Origin of the sequence: Promicromonospora sp. NPDC019610, from assembly GCF_044389365.1 — a bacterium.
Taxonomy (GTDB): Bacteria; Actinomycetota; Actinomycetes; order Actinomycetales; family Cellulomonadaceae; genus Promicromonospora.
On record NZ_JBIRXX010000001.1, the window covers coordinates 2,198,984 to 2,225,802 of the forward strand.

Sequence of the window (26,819 nt, forward strand, 5' to 3'; positions counted from 1 at the left end):
GGACGCCCGGGCCACCCACGGTGGCCCGGGCGTCCGGCGCGTTCCGGGGAGGGGTCGGGGTCCCGATAGGGTTGGGTCATGACCGACGTCGCAGAGAAGACCCTGCCCACGGAGGCCTCGACGCAGCCCGTGGCCGAGCGCACCCTCGTCCTCGTCAAGCCGGACGGCGTGCGCCGCGGCCTGTCCGGCGAGATCCTGCGCCGCATCGAGGCCAAGGGCTACACGCTGCGCGCCGTGCAGCTCAAGGACGCCACGACCGAGCTGCTGGCCGCGCACTACGCCGAGCACGAGGGCAAGCCGTTCTACGCCCCGCTGGTCGAGTTCATGATGTCGGGCCCGGTCCTGGCCGTCGTGGCCGAGGGCCAGGGCGTGATCCCTGGCTTCCGCTCGCTGGCCGGCGCCACCAACCCGACCGACGCCGCCCCCGGCACCATCCGCGGCGACCTGGGCCGCGACTGGGGCACCACGGTGCAGCAGAACCTCGTGCATGGCTCCGACTCCGCGGAGTCGGCGGCGCGCGAGATCTCCCTCTGGTTCCCCGAGCTGGGCTGACCGCCCCCGCACCGCACGTCCGTCGAAGCGGCACCCTGCCGAGGTACTCGGGTGCCGCTTCGGCGTATCCCGGCGGTACGTCCGACGTTCAGACCGCGTTCACAGTTAGGCTCACCGAGTGCATCTCAAGACGCTCACGCTCCGGGGCTTCAAGTCCTTCGCGTCGGCGACCACCCTCGAGCTCGAGCCGGGCATCACCTGCGTGGTGGGCCCGAACGGCTCCGGCAAGTCCAACGTGGTCGACGCGCTCTCCTGGGTCATGGGTGAGCAAGGTGCCAAGTCGCTGCGCGGCGGCAAGATGGACGACGTCATCTTCGCCGGCACGTCCGGCCGCGCGCCCCTGGGCCGCGCCGAGGTCGCGCTGACGATCGACAACACCGACGGCGCGCTGCCGATCGACTACACCGAGGTCACGATCTCCCGCACGCTGTTCCGCAGCGGCGGTTCCGAGTACGCGATCAACGGCAACAGCTGCCGCCTGCTGGACATCCAGGAGCTCCTGAGCGACTCCGGCATCGGCCGCGAGATGCACGTCGTGGTGGGGCAGGGGCAGCTCGACGCCGTGCTGCGTGCCACGCCGGAGGAGCGCCGCGGTTTCATCGAGGAGGCCGCGGGCGTCCTCAAGCACCGCAAGCGCAAGGAGAAGGCGCTCCGCAAGCTCGACGCGATGCAGGGCAACCTGGCGCGCCTGGGCGACCTGACGGCCGAGCTGCGCCGCCAGCTCGGCCCGCTGGGCCGGCAGGCCGAGGCGGCCCGCAAGGCCCAGACCGTGCAGCGCGACCTGCGCGACGCGAAGTCGCGCCTGCTCGCCGACGACCTGGCCCAGCTCACCGCGCAGCTTGAGCAGGAGAGCGCCGACGAGCGGTCGCTCAAGCAGCGGCAGGCCGAGACCGAGGCGGCGCTGACCGAGGCGCGCGGCCTGCTGGCCCGCCTGGAGGCCGCGACGTCGGCCGAGTCGCAGCAGGTCAGCGAGGCGGGCGACACCGTCTTCGCGCTGTCCCAGACCAGGGAGCGCCTGCGCAGCCTGCAGTCGCTGGCGGGGGAGCGCGCCCGGCTGCTCGGCACCGCCGAACCCGCCCACCAGGGCCAGGACCCGGACGACCTGGAGGCCCAGGCCGCCCGCTCCCGCGCGAGCGAGGAGGAGCTGGCCACCGAGGTCGCCATCGCGCGGGAGACCGTCGAGTCCGCCGTCGACGTCCGGGCGGAGGCCGAGGCGGCCGCCCAGGCCGCCGAGCGCTCGCACGCCGCGCTGCTGCGCGCCGCCGCGGACCGCCGCGAGGGCCTCGCGCGCCTCGCCGGCCAGGTCGCCGCGCGCCGCAGCAGGGTCGAGGCCGCCCAGTCGGAGCTCGACCGGCTGCGCGACGCGCTGCTGGAGGCCGAGCAGCGCGTGGAGGAGTCCTCCCGCGAGCTCTCGGCCCTCGAGACCGAGGTCGGCGGGGTCGAGGGGGACGGCGAAGGGCTCGACGTCGCGCACGAGGCGGCGTCCGAGGTGCTGGAGCTGGCCAAGGCCGAGGTGCGGCGCCTCCAGGAGCAGGTGACGACGGCGCAGCGGGACCGCAGCTCCGCGGCCGCCAAGGTCGAGGCGCTGGAGCTGAGCCTGGACCGCAAGGACGGCGCGGGCACGCTGCTCGCGGCCCACCACCCGGGTGTCCTCGGTTCGGTGGCCGCGCTGCTGGGCATCGAGGCGGGCTTCGAGGACGCGGTCGCCGCAGCGCTCGGCCCGGTGGCGGACGCCGTGGCCGTGGCGGGCGTCGACGAGGCCGTCGACGCGCTGCGCCTGCTGCGCGACGAGGACGCGGGCCGGGCCAGCCTGGTCGTGGGCTCGGACGGGACGACGCCCGCCGCCGAGCGCCCCGCCGTCGACCTGCCCGCCGGCGCCCGGTGGGCCACCGACGTGGTCCAGGTGGCAGGCCCCGCGTCGGCCGCGCTGCGGACCATCCTGCACGACGTCGTGGTGGTGGACGACCTCGCCCGTGCCCGCGCGCTGGTCCGGGACCAGCCGGTCGTCGCGGTGACCCGCGCCGGCGACCTGCTCGGCGCCACGCGGGCGTGGGGCGGTTCGGCCGCCGCGCCGAGCGTGCTGCACCTGCAGTCCGCGCTGGACGAGGCCAAGGCGGCCCGGGACGAGGCCGCCGCACGCGAGACCGACGGTTCGGCCCACCTGGAGCGGGCCCGCGCCGAGCGCGCGGCGGCTCAGGAACGCTACGACGAGACGCTCGCCCGGCTCGGGGAGGCCGACGCCGCCCGCGCCGCCGCCGCCGAGCAGCTCGGCTCGCTCGGCGCCGCCGCGCGGGCCGCCCGCGCCGAGGCCGACCGGCACCGGGCCGCGCTGGACCAGGCGCAGTCCCGGCGCGCCGAGGACGAGATGGAGCTCGAGGCGCTCGTCGAGCGCATGACGATCGCCGAGGAGGAGCCCGCCGACGACGAGGGCTCGGTCGACGAGCTGCAGGCCGAGCGGGACGAGGCCGCCGCTGCCGCCTCGGCCGCGCGCGCCCGCGAGACCGAGGCCCGGCTGGCGCTGCGCACCGCCGAGGAGCGCGCCCGCGCCGTGTCGGGCCGCGCGCAGGCGCTGGCCGCAGCGGCCGAGCAGGAGCGCGAGGCCCGCGCCCGTGCCGCCGAGCGCGAGGAGCTGCGGCGCCGCGACGCGTCGCGCGCCGTGCTGGTGCAGCAGGCGGTCGCCGTGGCGCTGGAGGCCATCGCGCGCTCGCTGGACCGCGCCGCCGCCGACAAGGCGGCCGCCGAGGAGGCGCGCGCCGCCGGCTCGGAGCAGCTCGTCGCCGTCCGGGGGAGCGTGGAGTCCCTGACGGCCGAGCTGCGCGAGCTGACCGACGTCGCCCACCGCGACGAGGTCGCCCGTGCGCAGCAGCTCCTGCGCCTGGAGCAGCTCCGGACGCGCGCCACCGAGGAGCTCGGCACGGACCCCGACGTGCTGGTCGAGGAGTTCGGCCCGCACCAGCCCGTCCCGGTGTTCGACGGCGACGTGGCGGTGCGCGGCCGCAAGCGCCGTGCCGTGGTCGAGCGGGACGAGGAGGGCAACGCCATCCGCTACGAGGGCGACCCGCCGCTGCCCCGCGGTGCCGCGGCGCGCGAGGACGCCCTCATCGCGCGGACCCGCGCCCTGCACGAGGCCGGGATCCGGCCCGACGACCCCGCGGCCACCGCCGTGATCGTCGCGGCGGCCGGCGCCGAGCCGGAGGATCCCGCGGCCGAGGACGAGGTGGCGGAGGCCCCGGCGGACGACGTCCCCGGACCGCCGAAGCCGGACCGAACGGTCCCGTACGTGCGCGAGGAGCAGGAGGCCCGGTTGGCGAAGGCCGAGCGGGCGCTCTCGCGCATCGGCGCGGTGAACCCGTTGGCGCTGGAGGAGTTCGCGGCCCTGGAGGAGCGGCACCAGTTCCTCGTGGACCAGCTCGCGGACCTGAAGAAGTCGCGCGAGGACCTGCTCCAGATCGTCGACGACATCGACGAGCGCGTGCAGCAGGTGTTCGCCGAGGCCTTCCAGGACACCGCGGCGAAGTTCCTCGAGATCTTCCCCCGCCTGTTCCCCGGCGGCGAGGGCAAGCTGACGCTCACCGAGCCCGAGAACCTGCTGACCACGGGCATCGAGGTCGAGGCGCGCCCGGCGGGCAAGAAGGTCAAGCGGCTGTCGCTGCTCTCCGGCGGCGAGCGGTCGCTGGCGGCCGTCGCGTTCCTCGTCTCGATCTTCAAGGCGAGGCCCAGCCCGTTCTACATCATGGACGAGGTCGAGGCCGCGCTGGACGACGTGAACCTCGGTCGCCTCATCGAGATCTTCAAGGAGCTGCAGAAGGACAGCCAGCTCATCGTGATCACGCACCAGAAGCGCACGATGGAGGTGGCCGACGCCCTCTACGGCGTGACCATGCGCGGCGACGGCGTCACGACGCTCATCAGCCAGCGCATGGGCGACCGCGAGGTGGTCCCCTCCTCATAGAGGGTGATTTTTCGCACCTTGCCGTCGGATACCTCCAGGTGTGAGGGATTTCTCCTGGCGGAACGGCGCGTGTCACACGGCGTGTCGGGGCCTTCCGCGCGGCGGGACCGGACAAGACACGACACAATAGGCCCCATGTGGTGGTCGGTCATTCTGCTCGTGGTGTGCTTGGTGTTGGCCGTTGGTGTCTTCGTCGTCGCCAGTCAGATGGACGCGCCCTCGAGCAGCAACACCGAGGAGTTCTCGTTCCTTCAATGGTTCCGCTCAGGCCTCGCTCGCCTGCGCGGTGACGACCAGCGACGCAACGACGGTCGTCGCCACGGCGCGTCCGCCGTCGCGACCCATGCCGTGGGCGCCCCGTCCGTGTGGGTCGGCAAGCCGCGCGTGGTCAAGCCGGACACCTCGCCCGTGGACATGGGCATGTCCGAGTTCTTCGCCGCGACGATCGAGTCCAAGCCGGGCTACGTCGACGCCGAGGAGCTGACCGACGTGCTGAACCGGGCACGTGACCAGGCGCAGAAGACGCTGCACGTGCCGCTGGGCACGGTGCCGCTCAAGCCGGCCAACCTCGTGCCCGGCCAGCTCCGCGCGGTGCGGCCGGTCCGCTCCGCGCAGAAGGTCACGCAGCCGAAGGTCACGCAGCAGAAGGTCGCGCAGGAGCCGCCGGCCGCCGACCAGGGCCCGGCCCAGGCCGCGAGCTAGCCGCGGCGGGGGCCGCGGCCCCCGCCGTTCCCCGACCGCAGCCCTTCCGCTCAGCCCACCGTGTGGTGCGGCACGATGACCGGCGTCCCGGTGCGTGGGTCGCCGAGGATCGTCGCCTCGACGGAGAACACCTCGCGCAGCAGCTCCGGCGTCACCACCTCGCCGGGCGAGCCCTGCGCGACGATCTCGCCGTCGCGCATCGCCACGATGTGGTGCGCGTAGCGGCAGGCGAGGTTGAGGTCGTGCAGCACCATGACGACCGTCCTGCGGTGGTCCCGGTTGAGTGCGGCCACCAGCTCCAGGACGTCGAGCTGGTGGGCCAGGTCGAGGTACGTGGTCGGTTCGTCCAACAGGAGCAGGTCGGTCTGCTGGGCCACGGCCATCGCGATCCAGGCCCGCTGGCGCTGCCCGCCGGACAGCTCGTCGACGTCGCGCGTCGCCAGCTCGGCGGTGCCCGTGGCGCGCAGCGCCTCCTCGACGGCCTCGGTGTCGCCCTCGCCCCACTGGTGCCACCAGCTCTGGTGGGGGTGGCGCCCCCGGGAGACAAGGTCGCGCACCGTGATCCCCTCGGGCGGCACGGGCGACTGGGGCAGCATGCCCAGGACGCGCGCCACCTCCCGGGTGGGACGCTCGGCGATGGCCCTGCCGTCCAGCAGCACCGTGCCGCCGGCGGGCGGCATGAGGCGGGCGAGGCCGCGCAGCAGGGTGGACTTGCCGCAGGCGTTGGGGCCCACGATGACGGTCACCTGCTGGTCGGGGACGTCGAGCGACAGCTCCCGCACGACGGTCCGGTCGCCGTAGCCCAGCGTGACGGCGTCCGCCCGCAGGCGGGCCGTGGACGTGGCGGTGGTGGGCATCAGGGGGTCCCTCTCGACGGGCGGCGGCGCTGCAGCAGGTACAGCAGGTAGGGCGCGCCGACCAGACCGGTCAGGACGCCGACGGGAAGCTGCGCGGGCAGCGCCGTGCGGGCGACGGTGTCCGCGACCAGCACGAGGACGGCGCCGGCCGCCCCCGCCAGGACCGGCGGGATGTCCGGCACGCCGGCCACCCGGCGCGCCACCTGCCCGGCGACCAGGGCCACGAACGCGACGGGTCCGGCGGCCGACGTGGCGAGCGCCGCGAGGCACACCGCGACCACCAGCAGGGCGGCGCGGGCCAGGCCCGGGCGCACGCCCCAGCCGGCCACCACCTCGTCCTCGAACAGCAGCGCGCGGTTGGTGCGGGCCAGCACGAGCGCCGCGGGCAGCAGCACGGCCAGTCCCACCAGGACGGGCGTCGCCTCGCCCCAGCCGCGCGCGTTCAGGCTGCCGGTCAGCCAGGCCGCGGAGCGCTGTGCGTCGTAGACGTCGATGCGCGTGAGCAGGAACTGCGTCAGCGAGGTCAGCGCGGCGGACAGTGCGATGCCGACCAGCAGGATGCGGCGGCCCCGCAGGGCGCCGTCGCGGGCCAGCAGCGCGATCAGCCCCGCCGCGGCGAGGCCGCCCGTGAGGGCGGCGACCGGGATCGGCAGGATGCCGACGGGCCCGCCCAGGGAGCCGACGGCGATGATCCCCACCACCGCGACCGAGGCGCCGGCGCTGATACCGAGCACGTCGGGGCTGGCCAGCGGGTTGCGCAGCACGCTCTGGCTCAGCCCGCCGGCCACGCCGAAGGCGGCGCCGACGGCCAGCGCCAGGACCACCCGGGGCAGCCGGACCTCCTGCACGGCGTACACCGTGTTCTCCGGTCCCTGCCCGCGCAGCGCCTGCCACAGGGCGGCGGGCGCTGTCGCCTGGTCGCCCAGGCTCAGGGCGAGCGCCGACACGAGCAGCAGGAGCAGGAGCGCCCCGAGCACGGCGACGACCACCCGGCCGCGCGGCCGGGGGCGGGGGAGCAGCCGGCGCGCGGTTCGGGTGACGGCGCGGGTCGCGGTCATCGGGCACGCTCCTTCGCGCGGCGCGTCAGCCAGATGAAGAACGGCGTGCCGAGCAGCGCCGTGACCACGCCCACCTGGACCTCGGCCGGGCAGCCACGAGGCGGCCCACGACGTCGGCCGTGACCAGCAGCAGCGGCCCCAGCACCGCGGAGAGCGCGAGCACGCGGCGCACGTCGGTGCCGACCAGGGCCCGGGCCACGTGCGGGATGACGAGGCCGACGAAGGCGATCGGGCCGGCCAGCGCCACGGCGGTGCCCGACAGCAGGACCACGGCGACGCCCGCCAGCAGGCGGGTCCGCACGACGGGGACGCCGAGCGCCGCCGCCGTGTCGTCCCCGAGGGCGAGCGCGTTGAGCGACCCGGAGACCGCCACCGCCAGGACCGCCCCGACCACGGCCGGCACGAGCGCGGGCAGCAGCACGGCGGGGTCGGGCAGGTTCAGCGACCCCACCACCCAGAACCGGTACTGGTCCATGGTCGAGGCGCTGAGCAGCACCGTGGCCGAGACGGCGGCGCCGAGGAAGGCCGTCATCGCCATCCCGGCCAGGGTCATGTTCACGGGCGTGAGCCCCTCGGGCGACCGGCTCGCGAACAGGTAGACGGCGGCCGTCGCCAGCGCAGCGCCCGCCAGGGCGAGCAGCACGCGGGGCGCGCCCGCGCCGAGCCCGAGGAACACGCTGCCCGCGACCACGGCGACGGCGCCGCCGGCGGAGATCCCCAGCAGCCCCGGGTCGGCCAGCGGGTTGCGGGTGACCGCCTGCGCGAGCACCCCGGCGACACCGAGGGCGACGCCGACGAGCAGGCCGAGCAGGGTCCGAGGCAGCCGCAGCTCCCAGATGACGGTCGCGGCGACGCCGTCGTGGCCGAGCAGCCCCGCGAGCGTCTCGGCCGGCGAGAGCACGCGGGCACCGACCGTGATGCCGGCCAGCGCCGCGACGACGAGCAGCACGAGCGCGGTCAGCAGGACCGCGGTGACCGTGGTCCTGCTGCGCGCCGTGGTCCGGGACGTGCTCACCGCTGGTCGGCGGCGATGGTCTCCAGGTCGTCGAGCACGAGCTCGGCCCCCGTCACGCCCAGACCCAGGTACCACGTCTCGTCCGGCACCTCGCGGACGACGCCGCCGTCCGCCACGGCGGGCACCTGGTCCCACAGGGGGCCGTCGACGACGGCCGCCTGCTCGGTGGCGTCCGGCTCCCCGTAGGTGCCCCAGAGCAGCCAGTCGCCCTCGGCCAGCGTGATCTCCTCGGCGGAGATCTCGACGGCGAGGTCGGCGATGTCCTCGGTCTCCGGCCGGGGCAGGCCGGCGTCGGCCAGGATGATGCCGACGAACGAGTCGTTGGCGTACAGCCGGATCTGCCCGGCCATGAACCGCAGCATGGAGACGGTCGGGGCCTCGCCGCCGTTCGCCTCCACGACCTCGGCGCCGACCTCGTCGGCGCGCTGCTCGTAGGCGTCCAGCAGCTCCTGGGCGCGGTCCTCCTCGCCCACCGCCGCGGCGTTGAGCAGGAAGTTCTCCTTCCACAGGACGCCGGGGCGCGGCGCCAGCACGGTCGGCGCGATGTCCTGCAGCTTGGCCTTGAGGCCGTCGTCGTCGATCCGCAGCGACGTGCCGAGGATCAGGTCGGGCTCCAGGTTCTTGATCTGCTCCAGGTCCAGGGCGTCGTACGCGCCGAGGTCCACGGCGTCGCCGACGTCCAGGTAGTCGGGCGCCATCTGGGCGTCCGCGGGGTGGGCGATGCCGACCGGCTCGATGCCCAGGGAGATCATGTTGTCCAGCTCACCGGTGTCGAGCACGATCACGCGCTCGGGCTTCGCGGGGATCTCGGTCTCGCCCACCTCCTCGTTGGCCACGAGGTTGCGCACGGTGCGCGGGAACTCGCCCGGTGCGGCGTCGGTGCCGAGCCGGCCAGCGAGCTCCCGGACGTCGTCGAACCCCTCCTGGCCGGTGGCGACGTTGGACTTGTTGTCGCCGCTGCCGGACTCGGCGGTCCCACCGCAGCCGGTGAGCAGGGTGGCACCCACCACGAGGGCGGCGAGAGACGCGGAAACTGCGCGGGGCATGGTCGTTCCTTCGATGTTCTGGGCTGAAAGGTCCTGCACGGCCGCGGGTCTGAGGCGGCGCGGTCGTCGCGCTCGGGCTCTCTCGGCGGGGTCACCCTACACGCGGAGATTAGGGGACCCTAACTCCGTCCGGCGAGGAGGCCGGGTGTCAGGGGTTTCCACGGCGCCGTCCGCGAGATGAAAGAATCTGGGGCGTGAACGAGCTTCCCTGGATCGAGATCATCTCCGCCCTCGCCGTCCTCGCGGCCGGTGGCGGCCTCACCGGCGTCCTCGTCGCGCGGCACCGCAGGCGCACCCAGGACGAGGACGGCGCCCCGACGACGACGGCCGAGCCGACGGAGGCGCCCACCGCCACCGCCGAGCCGGCCACGGCCGAACCCGAGGCTGCGCCCGAGGCCCCGGCCGCGCCCGTCCTGGAGCGTCCCGCCCCGACCGCGGGCCGCCTGGTGCGGCTGCGCGACCGGCTCGCCCGGTCGGGCTCGCCCCTGGGCGCCCGGCTCCTCTCGGTGCTGTCCCGGGACTCGCTCACGGAGAACGACTGGGACGAGATCGAGGAGGAGCTGCTCCTCGCGGACGTCGGCGCCGGCCCCACCACGGAGCTGCTCGACGCGCTGCGCACCAAGGTCCGCGTGCTGGGCGTGCGCGAGCCCGCGGCGGTCCGCGACCTGCTGCGCTCCGAGCTCGTGGCGCTGCTGCAGCCGGAGCTCGACCGCACGCTGCACACCGAGCCGCGCACGGCCGAGGACGGCACGCACCTGCCCGCGGTGACCCTCGTGGTGGGCGTGAACGGCACGGGCAAGACCACGACGGTCGGCAAGCTGGCCCGCGTGCTGGTCGCGGACGGCCGCAGCGTGGTGCTCGGCGCCGCCGACACGTTCCGCGCGGCCGCGGCGGACCAGCTCACCACCTGGGGCAACCGAGTGGGCGTGGAGACGGTGCGCTCGGACCGCGAGGGCGCCGACCCGGCGTCGGTGGCCTTCGAGGCGGTCGCGCGCGGGCGCGACGAGAAGACGGACGTCGTGCTCGTGGACACCGCGGGGCGCCTGCAGAACAAGGCCGGCCTCATGGACGAGCTCGGCAAGATCGTGCGGGTCTCCAGCAAGGTCGCCGCGCCGAGCGAGGTGCTGCTGGTGCTGGACGCGACCACGGGGCAGAACGGGCTCTCCCAGGCACGGGTCTTCGCGGAGGTCGCCGGCGTCACGGGCATCGTGCTGACGAAGCTCGACGGGACCGCCAAGGGCGGGATCGTGGTCCAGGTGCAGCGGGAGCTCGGCGTGCCGGTCAAGCTCATCGGTCTGGGCGAGGGTCCGGACGACCTGGCGCCGTTCGACGTCGAGGAGTTCGTGGACGGGATCCTGGGCTGACCCCGGGTCAGGAATGCCCCTGTGAATGGCACGGCATTGGTCGCCGTCCACCATGTGAGAAGTACATGTAAGCGTTAAGTTACCGGCGGATGGCCACGAAATAACCGGGCGATCACGGTTGGGTCGGAAAATTCGCCCAAGCCGGTCTCGAAATAAGACGTTTACATGCTCCCCGCCTGCGTCACGCATCCGTAACCTCGATGCGGGCCACGCGTAACGGCGTCCCGCGACGGTAGTCGCGGTGGGCCGAGTCACCAGGACCGGTCCGGGGAGAGAGGCATTTTCCGCGATGGAATTCGAGCTCGATACGGGCAACACCGCCTGGCTGATCACCGCCTCCTCGCTCGTGCTGCTGATGACGCCGGGCCTGGCGTTCTTCTACGGCGGCATGGTGCGGGGCAAGAGTGTCCTCAACATGATGATGATGAGCTTCGCCTCGATCGGCGTCGCCGGGCTCATCTGGGTCGTCTACGGCTACGGTCTGGCCTTCGGCCCCGACCTGGGCGGCTTCATCGGCAACCCGGCCGGCCTCATCGGCCTCACGATCGACAACGCCGCCAGCCCGACGACCGCCGTCGGCATCCCGGGGCTCGTGTTCGCCGGGTTCCAGGCCACGTTCGCCATCATCACGGTGGCCCTCATCTCCGGTGCGATCGCCGACCGCGTCAAGTTCGGCACCTGGATCGTCTTCAGCGCCATCTGGGTCACGGTCGTCTACGCGCCGCTGGCCCACTGGGTCTGGGGCGGCGGCATGTTCGGCGCCGACGGCTGGCTCGCCTCGGCCCTCTCGCTGCCGATCGACTTCGCCGGTGGCACCGTCGTCCACATCAACGCGGGTGCCGCGGCCCTGGCCCTGGCCCTCGTGATCGGCAAGCGCAAGGGCTTCGGCACCGAGGCCATGCGCCCGCACAACCTGCCGTTCGTCATGCTGGGCGCCGCCCTCCTGTGGTTCGGCTGGTTCGGCTTCAACGCGGGCTCCGAGCTCGCCGCGGACGGCACCGCCGGCCGCGCCTGGGTCAACACGCTGGTCGCCACGGCCGTCGCGATGCTCGCCTGGATGACCACCGAGAAGTTCCGTGACGGCGCCGCCACCTCGCTGGGTGCCGCCTCCGGTGTCGTCGCAGGCCTGGTCGCGATCACCCCGGCCGCCGGCACGGTGGACTCGTGGGGCGCCATCGTCATCGGCCTCGTCGCCGGTGTCCTGTGCTCGCTCGCCGTGGGCCTCAAGTACAAGTTCGGCTACGACGACTCGCTCGACGTGGTCGGCGTGCACCTCGTCGGTGGCCTGGTCGGCACCATCCTGATCGGGTTCTTCGCGACGAACGGCCGCTACGACTCGTTCTACTTCGAGGGCTCGCTCAACGGCCTCTTCTACGGTGGCGGCGTCACGCAGCTGCTCACCCAGATCGTCGCCGCGCTGGTGGCCGTGGTGTACAGCTTCGTGCTCACGTACATCATCGGTCTGGCGCTCAAGGCGACCCTGGGCTGGCGCGTCTCCGAGGAGGCCGAGGTCAGCGGCATCGACCTGGCGGTCCACGGCGAGACGGCGTACGAGAACTCCGGCTCCACCATCACCGAGGTGCGCTGACCGTACTACGGTCCAGCTACCCGACTGCTTAGGAGGCAGCGCATGAAGCTTGTCACGGGTGTCATCCAGCCCCACCGCCTCGACGACGTGAAGACGGCGTTGGAAGGTGCCGGGGTGCGCGGTATGACCGTGAGCGAGGCCAGCGGCTACGGCCGACAGAAGGGCCACACCGAGGTCTACCGCGGTGCGGAGTACACCGTGGACCTGGTGCCGAAGGTCCGCATCGAGGTGCTCGTCACGGACGAGGACGTCGCGGCGGTGACCGACGCGATCGTCGGCGCGGCGCAGACCGGCAAGATCGGCGACGGCAAGGTGTGGGTCGTGCCGGTCGAGGACGTGGCCCGGGTGCGCACCGGCGAGCACGGCGACGCCGCGCTCTGATCCGGGAGCGCCTGACGACGCATGACACGTGACCCGGTGCCCGAGGGCACCCGGGAGCAGGCGGAGGCCCCGCACCCCCCGGTCGGGGTGCGGGGCCTCCGCGATGAGCTCCTCTCCATCGCCACGGGCCTCACCGGTCCGGGCCGGTCCGGCCTGGCCCGGCGGTCCGCCGTCGGGCAGCGGGTCACCGAACGCCTCGGCGACCTGTTCGCCGCGGCGACCGAGGACGTCGACCCGTCGGGCATCGCCCTGGCGGCCGTCGGCAGCCTGGGCCGGGGCGAGCTCGGCCCGCTGAGCGACCTCGACCTCGTGCTCGTGCACGACGGCCGCACCCACGGCCCCGACGAGCTGCAGCGCGTGGCCGAGAAGCTCTGGTACCCGCTGTGGGACTCGGGCGTGGACATCGACCACGCCGTGCGGTCCCTGAGCCAGTCCCGGCAGGTCGCGGCGAGCGACCTCCCGGCGGTGATCGGCTGGCTGAGCGTGCGCGCGGTCGCCGGCGACGCCGTCGTCGTGCACCGGGCGGCGTCCGCCGTGCTGACCGACTGGCGCGCCGCCGCGCGGCGCCGCCTGCCCGAGCTGATCTCGTCCACGCGCGACCGCGCGCAGCGGGCGGGCGAGCTCGCCTACCTCATCGAGCCGGACCTCAAGGAGGCCCGCGGCGGCATGCGGGACGCCGTGCTGCTCTCCGCGCTCGCCGCCACCTGGCTCACCGACCGCCCGCACGGTGCGGTGGACACCGCCTACACGCACCTGCTCGACGTGCGCGACACCCTCCAGGTCGTCACCCGGCGGCGCTCCAGCCGCCTGCTGCTCGCCGACCTCGAGGAGGTCGCCGAACGCACCGGGTACGACGACGGCGACGAGCTGCTGGCGAGCCTCGCCGAGTCGGGCCGCGTGATCTCCTACGCGCTCGACACCACCATCCGGCACGCCCGTCAGGCGCTGTCCCGGCCGGTCGGTGTGGGCAAGCCGATCATGGTCCGCGGACGACGCACGCCGCCCCGCCTGCGCTCCGTGGGGGACGGCCTGGTCGAGCACGACGGCGAGCTCGTGCTCGGCGTCGGCACCCGGCCGGCGTCGGACCCGCTGCTGCCCCTGCGCGCCGCGGCGACCGCCGCCCGGACCGGGCTGGTGCTGTCCCCGGTCACGATCCGGAGCCTGGAGAAGTCGCCGCCCCTGCCCGAACCCTGGCCGCCGACCGCGCGCGAGAGCCTGCTCGCGCTGCTCGCCGCCGGGCCGGCCCAGGTGCCGGTCTGGGAGGCGCTCGACCTCGCCGGGGTCGTCACCTCCTGGATCCCCGAGTGGGCCGACGTGCGCAACAGGCCTCAGCGCGCCGCGATCCACCGGCACACCGTGGACCGGCACCTCGTCGAGACGGCCGCCGTCGCGGCCCGGCTGCGGCGCCGGCTGCCCGACCCGTCGACCGTCGCGGGGCAGCGCTCCGGCGACCTCCTGCTGCTGGCCGCGCTCCTGCACGACATCGGCAAGGTGCGCGGCGCGGCCGACCACTCCGTGGAGGGCGCCCGCCTGGTCCCGGGCATCCTGACCCGCGCCGGCTTCGCCCCCGACGTGGTCGACGACGTCACCCGGCTCGTGCGCCACCACCTCACCCTCGCCGACCTGGCCACCCGCGCCGACCACGACGACCCCGCCACCCTCACGACCCTCCTGGAGGCCGTGGACCACCGGCGCGACCTGCTCGACGTGCTGCGCTCCCTGACGGAGGCGGACACCACGTCGCTGGGACCGAAGGCGTGGACGGGGTGGCGCTCGCAGCTCGTGGACGGGCTCACCGAGCGGGCCCGGGCCCTGCTCGCCGGATGAACCCCTGACGACAGGACTCCATTAGGCTGTGTCCGTGTTCAACTCCCTGTCCGACCGGCTTACCTCGACGTTCAAGAACCTGCGCACGCGGGGCCGTCTCTCCGAGGCGGACATCGACGCGACCGTGCGGGAGATCCGCCGCGCCCTGCTCGACGCGGACGTCGCGGTGCCCGTGGTGCGCGAGTTCACCGCAGCGGTGCGCGAGCGCGCGCTGTCCTCCGAGGTGTCCGGTGCGCTGAACCCCGCCCAGCAGGTCGTCAAGATCGTCAACGAGGAGCTCGTCGACATCCTCGGCGGGGCCACGCGCCCGCTGACGCTGGCCAAGACACCGCCCACGGTGATCATGCTCGCGGGTCTGCAGGGTGCCGGTAAGACCACGCTGGCGGGCAAGCTCGCGCACGCGCTCAAGGGCCAGGGCCACACGCCCCTGCTGGTCGCCGCCGACCTGCAGCGCCCCAACGCCGTGACCCAGCTGTCCGTGGTGGCCGAGCGTGCCGGCGTGCCGGTGTTCGCGCCGCACCCGGGCAACACCTCGGCGGCCGACGACCCCGCGGCCGACGCGCCCCTGATCGGCGACCCGGTTGGTGTCGCGCGGGACGGCGTCGCGTACGCCAAGGAGCGGCAGCACGACGTCGTGATCGTCGACACCGCGGGCCGCCTCGGCATCGACGAGGTGCTGATGAAGCAGGCCGCGGACATCCGCGCCGCGGTGAACCCGGACGAGGTCCTGTTCGTCATCGACGCGATGATCGGTCAGGACGCGGTGAACACCGCCAAGGCCTTCGCCGACGGCGTGGACTTCACCGGCGTCGTGCTCTCGAAGCTCGACGGCGACGCCCGCGGTGGTGCCGCCCTGTCGGTCGCCAAGGTGACCGGCCGGCCCATCATGTTCGCGTCCACCGGCGAGAAGCTGACGGACTTCGAGGTCTTCCACCCCGACCGCATGGCGAGCCGCATCCTCGACATGGGTGACGTGCTCACCCTGATCGAGCAGGCCGAGAAGGCGTTCGACGCCGAGCAGGCCGAGAAGATGGCGGGCAAGCTCGCCAGCGGCCAGGACTTCACGCTCGCGGACTTCCTGGTGCAGATGCAGCAGCTGAAGAACATGGGCTCGATGAAGAAGATGCTCGGCATGCTGCCGGGCATGGCCCAGATGCGCGACCAGCTCGACCAGTTCGACGAGCGTGAGGTGGGCCGCATCGAGGCGATCATCCACTCGATGACGCCGGCGGAGCGCGACAACCCGAAGATCATCAACGGCTCGCGCCGCGCCCGCATCGCCAAGGGTGCCGGCACCACGACCACGGCCATCAACCAGCTCCTGGAGCGGTTCGACAACGCCCAGAAGATGATGAGGCAGATGGCCAAGGGCGGCGGCATGGGCCCGGGCGGGATGCCCGCCATGCCCGGCGGCCCCGGCATGGGCATGGGCAAGAAGTCGCGCGGCAAGACCCCGCCGCCCAAGAAGGGCAAGAAGGGCAAGTCCGGGAACCCGGCCAAGCGCGCCCAGCAGGAGAAGGAAGCCATGCAGCGCGCCCTGGGCGGCGGCCCCGCCGCCACGCCGGCCGCGCCCGCCGGGTCGGCCTTCGGGGTGGGCCCGAAGCAGAGCGACCAGGCGCCCGACCTGAACAACATCGAGCTGCCCCCGGGCCTGGAGAAGTTCCTCGGTCGGTAGGTGTGGTCCGGCCGGTGGCCGGACGCGGTACCGGCGGTGGGTGCCGGAAGGGGCGGAGGCCGGCGACGACGCCGGGGCGGGCAGGGTGTGTCCGAGGCGTGGCAGGGGGACAGGTCCACAGGGTGACGGGGAGAGCGAAGGAGCCGCATGTCTGCGCTGGAAGGTCCGACCGCGGCGATCCGCGGGCGCATCCTGCTCGGTGACGACCGTGAGGCCGAGGAGCTGTGGGTCCGCGGCGGCCGCGTGAGCCTCACCCGGCCGTCGGCGCAGGGCACCAACATGCGGGTGCTGGAGGGCTGGGCGTTGCCCGGCCTGGTCGACGTGCACTGCCACATCGGGCTCGCCGCCGAGGGCGCCGTCTCCCCGGAGGAGGCCGAGAAGCAGGCGGTGGCCGACCGCGACTCCGGCGTGCTGCTGATCCGGGACGCCGGCTCGCCGCTGGACACCGCGTGGGTGCACCAGCGCGCCGACCTGCCGCACCTGCTGCGGGCGGGCATGCACCTGGCGCGGCCCAAGCGGTACCTGCGCAACTTCGGGCTGGAACTGGAGTCCCCGGAGCTGCTCCCGGACGAGGTGCGCACCCAGGCCCGGCGCGGCGACGGCTGGGTCAAGCTCGTGGGGGACTGGATCGACCGCACGCTCGGGGAGGACGGCGACCTGCGGCCACTGTGGCCCGACGACGTGCTGCGCGAGGCCGTCGCCGTGGCACACGCCGAGGCGGCCCGGGTGACCGTGCACGCCTTCGGCGAGGAGACGATCGACGGGTTGTTCGCGGCCGGGGTGGACTGCATCGAGCACGGCACCGGCATGACGGCCGAGCACATGGCGGAGGCCGCCCGGCGGGGGATCGCGGTCACGCCCACGCTGCTGCAGATCGGGCAGTTCGAGAGCATCGCGGCGCAGGCCGACGGCAAGTACCCGGTCTACGCGGAGCGGATGCGAGCCATGTACGCACGCCGGTACCAGCAGGTCCGCGACCTGCACGAGGCCGGCGTGCAGCTCCTGGTCGGCACCGACGCGGGCGGGACCATCTCGCACGGCCGCATCGCCGACGAGTGCGCCGAGCTGGTCGCGGCGGGCATCCCCGCGGCGGAGGTCGTGGCGATGGCGTCCTGGCGCGCCCGGGACTACCTGGGTTTCGGGGCCGTGGTGGAGGGGTCCAGCGCGGACCTCGTGGTCTACCCGGCGGACCCGCGCGAGGACATCGAGGTGCTCCGGCACCCGACCGCCGTCGTGCTGCGCGGCACGGTCTACCCGACCGCCCGCTGACCGCACCCGTGTGACGCACGCGTGGTTGGTGGGGCCCCGCGCCGTCTGGCACAATATCCACGTACTCGGCGTGCCCGGACCCCTCTCACCTGGTCAGGCCGTGTCCCGGTCCCACACACTGCTTCACCCCACGTCGCGGTGCTCGGACCATCCCATCAGAACCAGGAGAGACCACTTCGTGGCTGTCAAGATTCGTCTCAAGCGCCTCGGCAAGATCCGGGCCCCGTACTACCGTGTCGTCATCGCCGACTCGCGCACCAAGCGCGACGGTCGCGTGATCGAGGAGATCGGCAAGTACCACCCGACCGAGGAGCCGTCGCTCATCGAGATCAAGTCGGAGCGCGCACAGTACTGGCTCGGTGTCGGCGCGCAGCCGACCGAGCAGGTCGCCGCCCTGCTCAAGGTGACCGGTGACTGGCAGAAGTTCAAGGGCCTGCCGGGCGCCGAGGGCACCCTGCGCGTCAAGGGCGAGAAGGCGGACGCCGCCTCCGCCATCGAGGCCGTGAACGCTGACGCCGAGAAGGCCAAGGCCAAGGCTGCCGAGAAGGCTGCTGCTGCCGCCGCCGAGGCTCCGGCTGCGCCGGCCGAGGGCGACGAGGCCTGATGCTCTCGGAGGCCCTCGAGCACCTGGTGCGCGGCATCGTGGACAACCCGGACGACGTCCGCGTGTCCGCGAAGACGCTCCGCCGTGGTGACCTCCTCGAGGTCCGCGTGCACCCTGACGACCTCGGCCGAGTCATCGGTCGCGGTGGTCGCACGGCGCGCGCCCTGCGCACCGTGATCGGTGCGCTCGCCACCGAGGGCCCGGTGCGGGTCGACGTCGTGGACGTCGACCGGCGCTGAACCATCGGCATCCAGCACGACGACGAGGCCCGGTCCGAACGCGGACCGGGCCTCGCTCGTTGCCCCATCTTCTTGTTCCATCCTTCAGGAGTGACATGCAGCTGACCGTGGCTCGCGTCGGCAAGGCGCACGGGCTCAAGGGCGAGGTGGCCCTCGACCTGCGCACGGACGACCCGGAGACCCGGCTCGCGATCGGCGAGCGGCTCGAGACCGTCCCGGCGGACGCCGGTCCGCTCACGGTGACGCGGGCGCGCGAGCACCAGGGGCGGTGGCTGGTCACGTTCGCCGAGATCGCCGACCGGAACGCGGCCGAGGAGCTGCGCGGCACCGAGCTCGTCGTGGAGGCGGACGTCTCCGACGAGGAGGACGCCTGGTACCCCCACGAGCTCGCGGGCCTGCGGGTCGAGCTCGCCGACGGCACCGTGGTCGGCACGGTGATCACGCTGGAGTACCAGCCGGCCCACGAGTCGCTGCTCGTCGAGGAGACCCTGCCCGACGGCGGCACGGCGCGCACCCTGGTGCCGTTCGTCCTGGCCATCGTGCCGGTGGTCGACGTCCCGGGCGGCCGCGTGGTGCTCACGCCGCCCGGCGGGCTGCTGGCCCGTGACGCGGACGCCGCCGTCGTCGACCGCGCCGATGACGCGGATGACGCCGACGCCGTCGAGGGCGAGGACGGCTGACGTGCGCGTCGACGTCGTCTCGATCTTCCCGGACTACCTGTCCGTGCTCGACCTGTCGCTCGTGGGCAAGGCGCGGCAGCGCGGCCTGCTCGACCTCCGGGTGCACGACCTGCGCGACTGGACCACCGACCGGCACCGCACCGTCGACGACACCCCGTTCGGCGGGGGAGCGGGCATGGTGATGCGCCCGGACGTGTGGGGCCAGGCGATCGACGACGTCCTGGTCGGCGGCACCCAGGGTGCGCACCTGATCGTGCCCACGCCGTCGGGCGAGGTGTTCACCCAGCGGCACGCCGAGAGCCTCGCGTCGGCCGAGCAGCTCGTGTTCGCGTGCGGGCGCTACGAGGGCATCGACGCGCGCGTCGCCGAGCACTACCGGTCCGCCGGCGTCACCGTGCACGAGCTGTCGATCGGCGACTACGTGCTCAACGGCGGCGAGGTGGCCTCGCTCGTGATGATCGAGGCCGTGGCCCGGCTGATTCCCGGCATGGTCGGCAACCCGGACTCGCTGGTCGAGGAGTCGCACGGGGCCGCGGGGCTGCTGGAGTACCCGGTGTACACGAAGCCGCCGTCGTGGGCGGACCTCGAGATCCCCGAGGTGCTGCTGTCGGGGCACCACGCGAAGATCGAGCGCTGGCGCCGGGACCAGGCGCTGGAGCGGACGGCGGCGCGGCGGCCGGACATGATCGAGGCCCTGGACGTCGCGGGCCTGGACAAGCACGACCTGAAGCTGCTCGCGGAGCTCGGCTGGGTGCCGGGGCCGGACGGCGGCGGGCTGACGCGGGGCTGACGGTCCCGCCGTCACGGGTCACACCTGCTCGGCCGTGGTTTCGCGCGTTCGTGTGGCAGAATGAGCCGTTGGTGCGTCGCCGGTCAGGTCTCTGCCACAGGGGACGACCGGGGCGGGCAACCGCCCCCGACCGGGTCAAGCCGCACCGCCATCCACACCCTTTCGGGACCCTGACGGCCGCACGGCCGGGGCAGGGCCCACGAGATTCGCGCCTGACCTGTGGCAGGCCCGGAGAGAACGATGCAGAAGCTCGACAACATCGGCGCAGCCTCGCTGCGGTCCGACATCCCGGCCTTCCGTGCCGGTGACACCGTCAAGGTCAACGTCAAGGTCGTCGAGGGCAACCGCTCCCGCGTCCAGGCGTTCCAGGGTGTCGTGATCTCCCGCCACGGCGGCGGGATCGGCGAGACCTTCGCCGTCCGCAAGGTCAGCTTCGGTGTGGGCGTGGAGCGCAAGTTCCCGCTGCACGCGCCGACCATCGAGTCGATCGAGGTCGTCACCCGCGGTGACGTCCGCCGCGCGAAGCTGTACTACCTGCGCGAGCTGCGCGGCAAGAAGGCGAAGATCCGCGAGAAGCGCGAGAACTGAGCGTTCTGAGCGCTCCGGCGCTCCACCGGTACCGGCCGTCGTCCTCCGTGAGCGAGGACGGCGGCCGGTGTCGTTTCACGTCCGGTCTGTGCGGATATCCGTCGGGCTTGATGTTCGCCTGCCCGACCATTTCGCCGGGGGCGCTCCGAGGTGACAGAGTTAGGCTCGTGACGAGTTTCGACCGGGTGGCACCGCCCACCCCTATCGATGGGACGCCCTTGAGCGCAGAGGATCCGTGGGGAAACAGCGGGGCGCATCGTCAGGGTGGAGCCGCGCACGGTCGTGAGCCACGCCGGCAGCAGTCGGGCGTCCTCGCGATGCTCAGGGAAGTCGGGATCATCGTCGTCAGTGCGTTGGTCCTGTCGTGGCTGATCAAGACGCTGCTGGTGCAGCCGTTCTACATCCCGAGCGCGTCCATGGAGGACACGCTGACGGAGGGCGACCGGGTCATGGCCTCGCGGCTGACGCCCGGCCCGTTCGACCTGGAGCGCGGGGACATCGTCGTCTTCGTGGACCCGGGCGACTGGTTGCCGCCGTACGTGCCGCCGGAGCGCGGCCCGGTCGGTGACGCGGCGGTGTCGTTCCTGACCACGGTCGGGCTGCTGCCGCAGGACACGGGCGACCACCTCATCAAGCGACTGATCGGCCTGCCCGGCGACAAGGTGGTCTGCTGCGACGCCGAGGGCCGGGTGTCGGTGAACGGCGCGCCGATCGACGAGACGTACATCAAGGACGGGTCGATCCCCAGCCAGGACCCGTTCGAGGTCACCGTGCCCGACGACATGCTCTGGGTCATGGGGGACAACCGCCAGAACTCGCAGGACTCGCGGTACAACCGCGGCAAGCCGGGCGGCGGGTTCGTGCCGATCGACAACGTGGTGGGCACGGCGTTCGCGACCGTGTGGCCGCTGGACCGCCTGAACTGGCACAGCAACCCGAGTGACGTCTTCAGCGGTGTCCCGGACGCGCCGCCCGCGGAGAAGTAGGCGGTGCGCAAGGTGCCCACGCTGAGGCAGGAGAGGGCGCTCCTCGCCTCGGGCGCCCGCCTCGTGGCGGGGATGGACGAGGTGGGGCGCGGCGCCCTCGCGGGGCCTGTCAGCGTGGGCGTCGTCGTGGTCGATGCGGCCACGCGCACGGGTCCCAAGGGCGTCGCCGACTCGAAGCTGCTCACGCCCGGCGCGCGCGAGGCCATCGCGCCCGCCGTGCGGCGCTGGGCGGTCGCGTGGGGTGTGGGGCACGCGGGTCCGGCCGAGATCGACGAGCACGGGATCATCGCCGCGCTCCGGATGGCCGGCCGGCGCGCGCTGGCCCAGGTGCGGCAGGTGTGCGGCGACGTCGACGTCGTCGTGCTGGACGGCAAGCACAACTGGCTCTCCACGCCCGCCCTCGACCTGTTCGCCGCGGCGGACGCCCCCGAGGACGACCTGCCGGAGCCCGCGGTGCGGACGCTCATCAAGGCCGACATGACCTGCACGTCCGTGGCGGCGGCGAGCGTGCTCGCGAAGGTGGAGCGCGACGCGATCCTCGTCGAGCTCGCGCAGCGGCACCCCGAGTACGCCTGGGACCAGAACAAGGGCTACAGCGCGAAGGCCCACATGGACGCCCTCGGGCTGCACGGGCCCACGCCACACCACCGCAGGTCCTGGAACCTGCCCGGAACTGCGGCGTCGGTGGGATGATGTCGTCGTGAGCGCCGAAGACCTCGAGAACTACGAGACGGAGATGGAGCTAGCGCTCTATCGCGAGTACCGCGACGTGGTAGGCCTGTTCGCCTACGTGGTGGAGACCGAACGCCGGTTCTACCTCGCCAACCAGGTGGACCTGCAGGTGCGGTCCGCGGCGGGCGAGGTGTACTTCGAGCTGCGGCTCGGCGACGCCTGGGTGTGGGACGTCTACCGCTCGGCGCGGTTCGTGAAGTCGGTGCGCGTGGTGACGTTCAAGGACGTGAACGTCGAGGAGCTGGCGAAGGCCGAGCTCGCGCTCTGACAGGGCTCGCTCTGGCGGGTCCCCGCTCTGGCAGGTCCTGCTCCAGCGGGACCGTGGACATTCCCCGTGGGGTGGTACGGACCCTCGTGACGAGGTTCCAGCGGTTCGAGCGCGACGCCGACCCTGTGGATCATCGATCCGTGCACAGGTGACCCCGCGAAGGCTGCCTGCCCGCCCCTCCGTGACCAAGGCTGGTCACGGAGGTGGACGCGATGGCGAAGAAGGACGGCGTTGGCCGGTACGGCGAACGGGTCGCACTGCGGCACGTGGAGGCGCGCGGCTGGCAGGTGCTCGACACCAACTGGCGTGGCACGGAGGGTGAGCTCGACATCGTCGCGCTCGACGGCGACGTGCTCGTGGTGGTCGAGGTCAAGACCAGGTCGGGACTCGGGTACGGGCATCCGGCGGAGGCGGTGACGCCGCGCAAGCTCACCCGGATCAAGCGGCTGACGGGGCAGTGGCTCACCGTCTTCCGGGAACGGCTCGCCGCCGACCGCCTCGACGCGGCGCGGCTGCGGGCGGAGGCGCCCCCGGGCAGCCCGGTGCCGGTGCTGCCCGAGGTGCGCACCCGCTTCGGTGCCATCCGCATCGACGTGGTCGCGGTGACGCTGCAGCGGCAGGGCCCCGCCGTCGTCGAGCACCTCGAGTCGGTGGCGTGATGGGGATCGCGACCACCCGGGCGGTGTCGCTCGTCGGGATGCAGGGGCACGTGGTGGAGGTGCAGGCGCACCTCGCGGCGTCGGTCCCGGGATTCACGCTGGTGGGGCTGCCCGACGCCGCGCTGAGCGAGTCGCGCGACCGGGTGCGGGCCGCGGTGACCTCCACGGGGCTGCCGTGGCCGGTCAAGAAGATCACCGTGAACCTGTCACCCGCGTCGCTGCGCAAGCAGGGCAGCGCGTACGACCTGGCGATCGCGGTGGCGATCCTCGCGGGCACCGACGGACCGACGTCCCCGGGGATGCGCCGGACCGGCCTCGACCGGGTGGTGCACCTGGGTGAGCTCGGCCTCGACGGGCGCGTCCAGCCGGTCCGGGGCGTGCTGCCGACCGTGGCGGCAGCCGTGGCCGCGGGCTACCCGGACGTCGTGGTGGCGGCCGGCGACGCCGACGAGGCGCGGCTCGTGCCGGGGGCGCGGGTCGTGGGCGCCACGAGCCTGGCCGAGGTGGTGGCGCTGCACGGCGGCCCGCCGGAGCTGGTGCGCGAGGTCGTCGCGGTGCGGCCGGTCCGCTCGGCGCTGGCGGCGCGGTTACCGGGCGACCTGGCCGACGTCGTGGGTCAGGAGGAGCCGCGCAGGGCCCTGGAGGTCGCGGCCGCCGGCGGGCACCACCTGCTCCTCGTCGGGCCGCCGGGCGCGGGCAAGACGATGCTGGCGTCCCGGTTGCCGGGGATCCTGCCCGACCTGACCGACCGCGAGGCCGTCGAGGTCACCGCGGTGCACTCCGTGGCGGGCACGTTCGACCCCGGCGGAGGTCTGATCCGCCGGCCCCCGTACGAGGACCCGCACCACACGGCGACCCAGGCGGCGGTGGTGGGCGGTGGGTCGGGCATCCCGCGGCCGGGGGCGGTGTCGCTGGCGCACCGCGGGATCCTCTTCCTGGACGAGGCCCCCGAGTTCGGCGCCCGGGTGCTGGAGACGCTCCGGCAGCCGCTGGAGCAGGGCGAGCTCGTGATCCACCGGTCGGGCGGCTCGGCGCGGTACCCGGCGCGGTTCCAGCTCGTCCTCGCGGCCAACCCGTGCCCCTGCGGGCTCGCCGTCGGCAAGGGCCTGGACTGCTCCTGCTCGCCGACCACCCGGCGCCGATACTTCGCACGGCTCTCCGGGCCGCTGCTGGACCGGGTGGACGTGCAGGTCGAGGTGCAGCCGGTGGACCGGGTCGAGCGGCTGGAGGGCGCGTCCGAGCCGACGTCGGTGGTGGCCTCCCGGGTGCTGGCCGCGCGGCAGGCCGCCCGCGCCCGGCTGGCCGACACACCCTGGTCCACCAACGCGGAGATGCCCGGCCGGTTCCTGCGCGATCTCCTCCGCCCGCACCCCGGCCTGCTCACGCCGATCGAGCGGGCGATGACCGCCGGGCGGCTGAGCCTGCGCGGCGTCGACCGGGTGCTGCGGATCGCCTGGACCATCGCCGACCTCGCCGGGCGCGACGCGCCCACGGTGCCCGACGTCGGGAACGCGCTGCTGCTGCGCACAGGAGGCGAGCATGGCTGACCCGCTCTTCGAGCTGCCCCGTGCGCGGCTCCGGTTCGACCCCGCGGACCCGGTGCTGGCGCGGGCTGCGTGGAGCCGCATCGCCGAGCCGGGCGACCCGGTGGCCGGCGCCCTGGTGGAGCAGCTCGGTCCCGTGGACGCGCTCGACTGGCTGCTCGACGCCGCCCGGGCGCCCGAGCGGGCCGGTGCCCTCCTGCGGCGGATCGGCGGGGCCGCGACGCCGGGTGTGGTCCGGGAGGCGCTGGCAGGCTCGTCGGGGCGCGCCGATGCTCCGGGGCACGTGCTCGGGGCGGTCACCGAGGGGCCGGGCGCCTCCGGGACGCGGGCGGCCGCCCTGGTCGCCGCCGCCGTAGGGCGCTGGGCGCCTCGGCTCGAGCGCCTCGATCCCGAGGGCGAGCTCGCCGTCCTGGGCCGCTACGACGGCACCTTCCTGACGCCGGACCTCCCGGGCTGGCCCCGGTCGTTCGCGGGGCTCGGCGCCACCGCGCCCCTCGCACTGTGGGTGCGGGGCGATCCCGACCTGGCCGGGCTGGCGGCGCGCTCGGTGTCGCTGGTGGGCTCGCGCGCCTGCACCGCGTACGGGGTGCGCGTGACGCGGGACCTGGCGTGCGGGCTGGCCGACCGCGGGTTCACCGTGGTCTCCGGTGGCGCCCACGGGATCGACGCGGAGGCGCACCGGGGCGCGCTGGTCTCGGGAGCGCAGACCGTGGCCTTCCTCGCAGGCGGGGTCGACCGGCTCTACCCCGCGGCCAACACGGACCTGCTCCGGCGCACGGCCGACCAGGGGGCCGTGGTGAGCGAGGTGCCGCCGGGTTCCGTGCCGGGCAAGCAGCGGTTCCTCCAGCGCAACCGTCTGATCGCCGCGTTCACGGCGGGCACCGTCGTGATCGAGGCCGCGCTGCGTTCCGGCGCGCTGTCCACGGCCAACCACGCGGTGTCGCTGCTGCGCCCGCTGGGAGCGGTGCCGGGGCCGGTCACGTCCATGGCCTCCAGCGGCTGTCACGAGCTGCTGCGGCGCGGCGCGGCCGTCTGCGTCACGGATGCCGCCGAGGCTGCCGAGCTGGTCGGCGACCTCGGCGAGACCGCACCGCGCCGCCGCGGCGAGACGCGGCCGGGCGACGACCTCGACGCGGCGGGCAAGGCGGTGCTCGACGCGCTGCCCGTGCGCAAGCCGGCGCACGAGCGGTCGATCGCGCGGACTGCCGGGATCGCGCTCGCCGACACGACCGGGGCGCTCGGGCTGCTGGAGCTGATGGGGCTGGCCGAGCGGCAGGACGGCGGCTGGCGCAAGCGGTGACCAGGCCGGCGACGGGGCGTGGGTCAGGCGGTCGGGTCGAGCAGGAGCTTGCCGACGGTGCCCCGCGAGCGCAGGGCCTCGTGCGCGCCGCGGGCGTCGGACAGCGGGTGCTCGCCGCCCGCGACGGCGCGGATCTGGCCGCTGCGGGCGAGGTCGAACAGCTCGGTCAGTGCCCGGCCGTAGAGATTGCCGGGCAGCCGGAAGACGTGCGGCAGCCACATGCCCGCGACCGTGCTGCTGTGGCCGAGCAGGTTGCGCAGCTCGACGGGACGCGGCTGCTCGCGCCCCGCCATGCCGTAGAACACGAGCCGGCCGAAGGGCGCGAGCGTGGCCAGGCTCTGGTCGGTCGTGGTGCCGCCGACCATGTCGAGCACGATGTCGACGCGCCCTCCGTTGGCGTCGAGCAGCGCCGTCCGCAGGTCGTCCGCGCGCGAGTCGACGGCGACGTCCGCGCCGAGACCGAGGGCCAGCATGCGCTTGTCGGTCGTGCTCGCCGTGGCGACGACCCGGCCGGCGCCCCAGGCCTTGGCGAGCTGCACGGCGATCGTGCCGACGCCGCCCGCGGCCGCGTGCACCACCACGGACTCGCCTGGTTCGAGGTGCGCGTTCTTGCGCAGCAGGATCCAGGCCGTCGTGCCCTGCACCAGCATGGCGAGCGCGGTGAGGTCGTCGACGTCGTCCGGCACGGGAAAGGTCATGGCCGCATCGGCGACCGCCCGTTCGGCGTACCCGCCCCCGCCGGTGAGCAGGGCGGCGACCCGCTGCCCGTCCGGCGTGCGTCCGACGACCTCGCTCCCGGGGACGAACGGCAGCCGGGTCGGCGTCTGGTAGGAGTTCTCGACCTGGTGCGTGTCGGCGTAGTTCACGCCGATACGCGACACCTCGATCAGCACCTGGTCCGGTCCTGCGGTCGGCTCCGGCACCTCGACGGGCCGCAGCACCTCGGGCCCACCGAACTCGGTCACCTGTACGGCACGCATCATCGCGCTCCTCCTGCACTCGTCCGGCGGGAACCTGTCCGACCGGACAGTTCCGACCCGACAGTCTGGCAGAGCGGCCCGGCCCGCAGTCCGGCAGAGCGGGGTGGCGACGCACCGGGTCGCGCAACGCGGCGCGCCTGCTTCACCCCGTGGCGGTCCGGCT

Annotated in this window: 25 protein-coding genes; 20 read left to right on the forward strand and 5 right to left on the reverse strand. The window is 73.9% G+C overall.

The features are described 5' to 3' along the window. Positions 1 to 78: 78 nt before the first annotated feature. From ndk to ACH45N_RS09820, 3 genes are all read left to right on the forward strand, one after another. Positions 79 to 552: a nucleoside-diphosphate kinase gene (gene ndk / locus ACH45N_RS09810; RefSeq protein ID WP_397393233.1), complete on the forward strand. Its 474-nt coding sequence runs from the start codon at positions 79 to 81 to the stop codon at positions 550 to 552. A 118-nt stretch (positions 553 to 670) separates the two neighbouring features. Beyond that, positions 671 to 4,504, forward strand: a complete 3,834-nt coding sequence (smc, locus tag ACH45N_RS09815) for a chromosome segregation protein SMC (RefSeq protein WP_397393234.1) — start codon at positions 671 to 673, stop codon at positions 4,502 to 4,504. A gap of 171 nt (positions 4,505 to 4,675) precedes the next feature. After that, positions 4,676 to 5,206, forward strand: coding sequence for a hypothetical protein (locus tag ACH45N_RS09820; RefSeq protein WP_397393235.1), 531 nt, complete (start codon positions 4,676 to 4,678; stop codon positions 5,204 to 5,206). Positions 5,207 to 5,256: 50 nt separating this feature from the next. On the opposite strand, the gene ACH45N_RS09825 is transcribed toward ACH45N_RS09820, so the two are convergent. Genes ACH45N_RS09825 through ACH45N_RS09840 form a run of 4 tightly spaced genes read right to left on the reverse strand, consistent with a single transcriptional unit; the run spans position 5,257 to position 9,182 of the window. Further along, on the reverse strand, positions 5,257 to 6,063 hold the full coding sequence (locus ACH45N_RS09825) for an ABC transporter ATP-binding protein (RefSeq protein ID WP_397393236.1): 807 nt from the start codon (positions 6,061 to 6,063) through the stop codon (positions 5,257 to 5,259). Next, positions 6,063 to 7,121, reverse strand: coding sequence for a FecCD family ABC transporter permease (locus ACH45N_RS09830; protein ID WP_397393237.1), 1,059 nt, complete (start codon positions 7,119 to 7,121; stop codon positions 6,063 to 6,065). The genes ACH45N_RS09825 and ACH45N_RS09830 overlap by 1 nt, the downstream gene beginning before the upstream one ends. A gap of 25 nt (positions 7,122 to 7,146) precedes the next feature. Next, positions 7,147 to 8,136, reverse strand: coding sequence for a FecCD family ABC transporter permease (locus ACH45N_RS09835; protein WP_397393238.1), 990 nt, complete (start codon positions 8,134 to 8,136; stop codon positions 7,147 to 7,149). Next, positions 8,133 to 9,182 (reverse strand): ABC transporter substrate-binding protein, encoded by a 1,050-nt coding sequence (locus ACH45N_RS09840; RefSeq protein ID WP_397393239.1) that lies wholly within the window; start codon positions 9,180 to 9,182, stop codon positions 8,133 to 8,135. The genes ACH45N_RS09835 and ACH45N_RS09840 overlap by 4 nt, the downstream gene beginning before the upstream one ends. Positions 9,183 to 9,376: 194 nt before the next feature. Here ACH45N_RS09840 and ftsY point away from each other — a divergent pair, with 194 nt between their 5' ends. The 17 genes from ftsY to dprA all read left to right on the forward strand — a co-directional run bounded on the left by ftsY (position 9,377) and on the right by dprA (position 25,676). Next, positions 9,377 to 10,546 carry a signal recognition particle-docking protein FtsY gene (gene ftsY, locus ACH45N_RS09845; RefSeq protein WP_397393240.1) on the forward strand — a complete coding sequence of 390 codons (1,170 nt, stop codon included), beginning with the start codon at positions 9,377 to 9,379 and terminating at the stop codon, positions 10,544 to 10,546. 289 nt (positions 10,547 to 10,835) lie between these two features. Continuing rightward, entirely contained in the window at positions 10,836 to 12,134 is a 1,299-nt protein-coding gene (locus tag ACH45N_RS09850) for an ammonium transporter (RefSeq protein WP_397393241.1), read from the forward strand. A gap of 42 nt (positions 12,135 to 12,176) precedes the next feature. Beyond that, entirely contained in the window at positions 12,177 to 12,515 is a 339-nt protein-coding gene (locus ACH45N_RS09855; RefSeq protein ID WP_357484250.1) for a P-II family nitrogen regulator, read from the forward strand. Between the two features lie 21 nt (positions 12,516 to 12,536). Beyond that, a complete protein-coding gene (locus ACH45N_RS09860; protein WP_397393242.1) occupies positions 12,537 to 14,342 on the forward strand; it encodes an HD domain-containing protein in 1,806 nt (601 codons plus the stop codon). 34 nt (positions 14,343 to 14,376) lie between these two features. After that, on the forward strand, positions 14,377 to 16,017 hold the full coding sequence (gene ffh / locus ACH45N_RS09865; RefSeq protein ID WP_397393243.1) for a signal recognition particle protein: 1,641 nt from the start codon (positions 14,377 to 14,379) through the stop codon (positions 16,015 to 16,017). 147 nt (positions 16,018 to 16,164) lie between these two features. Next, positions 16,165 to 17,286 carry an amidohydrolase family protein gene (locus ACH45N_RS09870; RefSeq protein ID WP_397393244.1) on the forward strand — a complete coding sequence of 374 codons (1,122 nt, stop codon included), beginning with the start codon at positions 16,165 to 16,167 and terminating at the stop codon, positions 17,284 to 17,286. Positions 17,287 to 17,464: 178 nt separating this feature from the next. Continuing rightward, positions 17,465 to 17,890 carry a 30S ribosomal protein S16 gene (rpsP, locus tag ACH45N_RS09875; RefSeq protein WP_377231863.1) on the forward strand — a complete coding sequence of 142 codons (426 nt, stop codon included), beginning with the start codon at positions 17,465 to 17,467 and terminating at the stop codon, positions 17,888 to 17,890. After that, positions 17,890 to 18,129, forward strand: a complete 240-nt coding sequence (locus ACH45N_RS09880) for an RNA-binding protein (RefSeq protein WP_020016864.1) — start codon at positions 17,890 to 17,892, stop codon at positions 18,127 to 18,129. Before rpsP ends, ACH45N_RS09880 begins: the two co-directional genes overlap by 1 nt. A 95-nt stretch (positions 18,130 to 18,224) precedes the next feature. Continuing rightward, positions 18,225 to 18,809, forward strand: coding sequence for a ribosome maturation factor RimM (rimM, locus tag ACH45N_RS09885; RefSeq protein ID WP_397393245.1), 585 nt, complete (start codon positions 18,225 to 18,227; stop codon positions 18,807 to 18,809). Between the two features lies 1 nt (position 18,810). Continuing rightward, a complete protein-coding gene (trmD, locus tag ACH45N_RS09890; RefSeq protein WP_397393246.1) occupies positions 18,811 to 19,599 on the forward strand; it encodes a tRNA (guanosine(37)-N1)-methyltransferase TrmD in 789 nt (262 codons plus the stop codon). 240 nt (positions 19,600 to 19,839) lie between these two features. Further along, positions 19,840 to 20,187, forward strand: coding sequence for a 50S ribosomal protein L19 (rplS, locus tag ACH45N_RS09895; protein WP_397393247.1), 348 nt, complete (start codon positions 19,840 to 19,842; stop codon positions 20,185 to 20,187). 317 nt (positions 20,188 to 20,504) lie between these two features. Beyond that, positions 20,505 to 21,173, forward strand: a complete 669-nt coding sequence (gene lepB / locus ACH45N_RS09900; RefSeq protein ID WP_397393248.1) for a signal peptidase I — start codon at positions 20,505 to 20,507, stop codon at positions 21,171 to 21,173. 3 nt (positions 21,174 to 21,176) lie between these two features. Then, complete coding sequence (locus ACH45N_RS09905; protein ID WP_377230671.1) at positions 21,177 to 21,866, forward strand: ribonuclease HII; 690 nt, start codon at positions 21,177 to 21,179, stop codon at positions 21,864 to 21,866. A gap of 7 nt (positions 21,867 to 21,873) precedes the next feature. Further along, positions 21,874 to 22,173 carry a DUF2469 domain-containing protein gene (locus ACH45N_RS09910; RefSeq protein WP_020016858.1) on the forward strand — a complete coding sequence of 100 codons (300 nt, stop codon included), beginning with the start codon at positions 21,874 to 21,876 and terminating at the stop codon, positions 22,171 to 22,173. A gap of 212 nt (positions 22,174 to 22,385) precedes the next feature. Beyond that, the gene (locus ACH45N_RS09915; protein WP_397393249.1) at positions 22,386 to 22,832 is read left to right on the forward strand and encodes a YraN family protein; all 447 of its coding nucleotides are present in this window, start codon (positions 22,386 to 22,388) and stop codon (positions 22,830 to 22,832) included. Further along, positions 22,832 to 24,379, forward strand: a complete 1,548-nt coding sequence (locus ACH45N_RS09920; RefSeq protein ID WP_397393250.1) for a YifB family Mg chelatase-like AAA ATPase — start codon at positions 22,832 to 22,834, stop codon at positions 24,377 to 24,379. The genes ACH45N_RS09915 and ACH45N_RS09920 overlap by 1 nt, the downstream gene beginning before the upstream one ends. Further along, positions 24,372 to 25,676, forward strand: a complete 1,305-nt coding sequence (gene dprA, locus ACH45N_RS09925) for a DNA-processing protein DprA (protein WP_397393251.1) — start codon at positions 24,372 to 24,374, stop codon at positions 25,674 to 25,676. Before ACH45N_RS09920 ends, dprA begins: the two co-directional genes overlap by 8 nt. 23 nt (positions 25,677 to 25,699) lie before the next feature. Here dprA and ACH45N_RS09930 read toward each other — a convergent pair whose 3' ends face one another. Continuing rightward, the gene (locus tag ACH45N_RS09930) at positions 25,700 to 26,659 is read right to left on the reverse strand and encodes a zinc-binding alcohol dehydrogenase family protein (RefSeq protein WP_397393252.1); all 960 of its coding nucleotides are present in this window, start codon (positions 26,657 to 26,659) and stop codon (positions 25,700 to 25,702) included. Between the last annotated feature and the right edge of the window lie 160 nt (positions 26,660 to 26,819).

Bases quoted from the DNA above. Each gene is read 5' to 3' on its own strand.
- ndk (WP_397393233.1), top strand. From the start codon at position 79: ATGACCGACGTCGCAGAGAAGACCCTGCCCACGGAGGCCTCGACGCAG.
- ACH45N_RS09825 (WP_397393236.1), bottom strand. From the start codon at position 6,063: ATGCCCACCACCGCCACGTCCACGGCCCGCCTGCGGGCGGACGCCGTC.
- ACH45N_RS09830 (WP_397393237.1), bottom strand. From the start codon at position 7,121: ATGACCGCGACCCGCGCCGTCACCCGAACCGCGCGCCGGCTGCTCCCC.
- ACH45N_RS09840 (WP_397393239.1), bottom strand. From the start codon at position 9,182: ATGCCCCGCGCAGTTTCCGCGTCTCTCGCCGCCCTCGTGGTGGGTGCC.
- ACH45N_RS09850 (WP_397393241.1), top strand. From the start codon at position 10,836: ATGGAATTCGAGCTCGATACGGGCAACACCGCCTGGCTGATCACCGCC.
- ACH45N_RS09855 (WP_357484250.1), top strand. From the start codon at position 12,177: ATGAAGCTTGTCACGGGTGTCATCCAGCCCCACCGCCTCGACGACGTG.
- ACH45N_RS09860 (WP_397393242.1), top strand. From the start codon at position 12,537: ATGACACGTGACCCGGTGCCCGAGGGCACCCGGGAGCAGGCGGAGGCC.
- ACH45N_RS09870 (WP_397393244.1), top strand. From the start codon at position 16,165: ATGTCTGCGCTGGAAGGTCCGACCGCGGCGATCCGCGGGCGCATCCTG.
- ACH45N_RS09880 (WP_020016864.1), top strand. From the start codon at position 17,890: ATGCTCTCGGAGGCCCTCGAGCACCTGGTGCGCGGCATCGTGGACAAC.
- rimM (WP_397393245.1), top strand. From the start codon at position 18,225: ATGCAGCTGACCGTGGCTCGCGTCGGCAAGGCGCACGGGCTCAAGGGC.
- rplS (WP_397393247.1), top strand. From the start codon at position 19,840: ATGCAGAAGCTCGACAACATCGGCGCAGCCTCGCTGCGGTCCGACATC.
- lepB (WP_397393248.1), top strand. From the start codon at position 20,505: ATGCTCAGGGAAGTCGGGATCATCGTCGTCAGTGCGTTGGTCCTGTCG.
- ACH45N_RS09915 (WP_397393249.1), top strand. From the start codon at position 22,386: ATGGCGAAGAAGGACGGCGTTGGCCGGTACGGCGAACGGGTCGCACTG.
- ACH45N_RS09920 (WP_397393250.1), top strand. From the start codon at position 22,832: ATGGGGATCGCGACCACCCGGGCGGTGTCGCTCGTCGGGATGCAGGGG.
- dprA (WP_397393251.1), top strand. From the start codon at position 24,372: ATGGCTGACCCGCTCTTCGAGCTGCCCCGTGCGCGGCTCCGGTTCGAC.
- ACH45N_RS09930 (WP_397393252.1), bottom strand. From the start codon at position 26,659: ATGATGCGTGCCGTACAGGTGACCGAGTTCGGTGGGCCCGAGGTGCTG.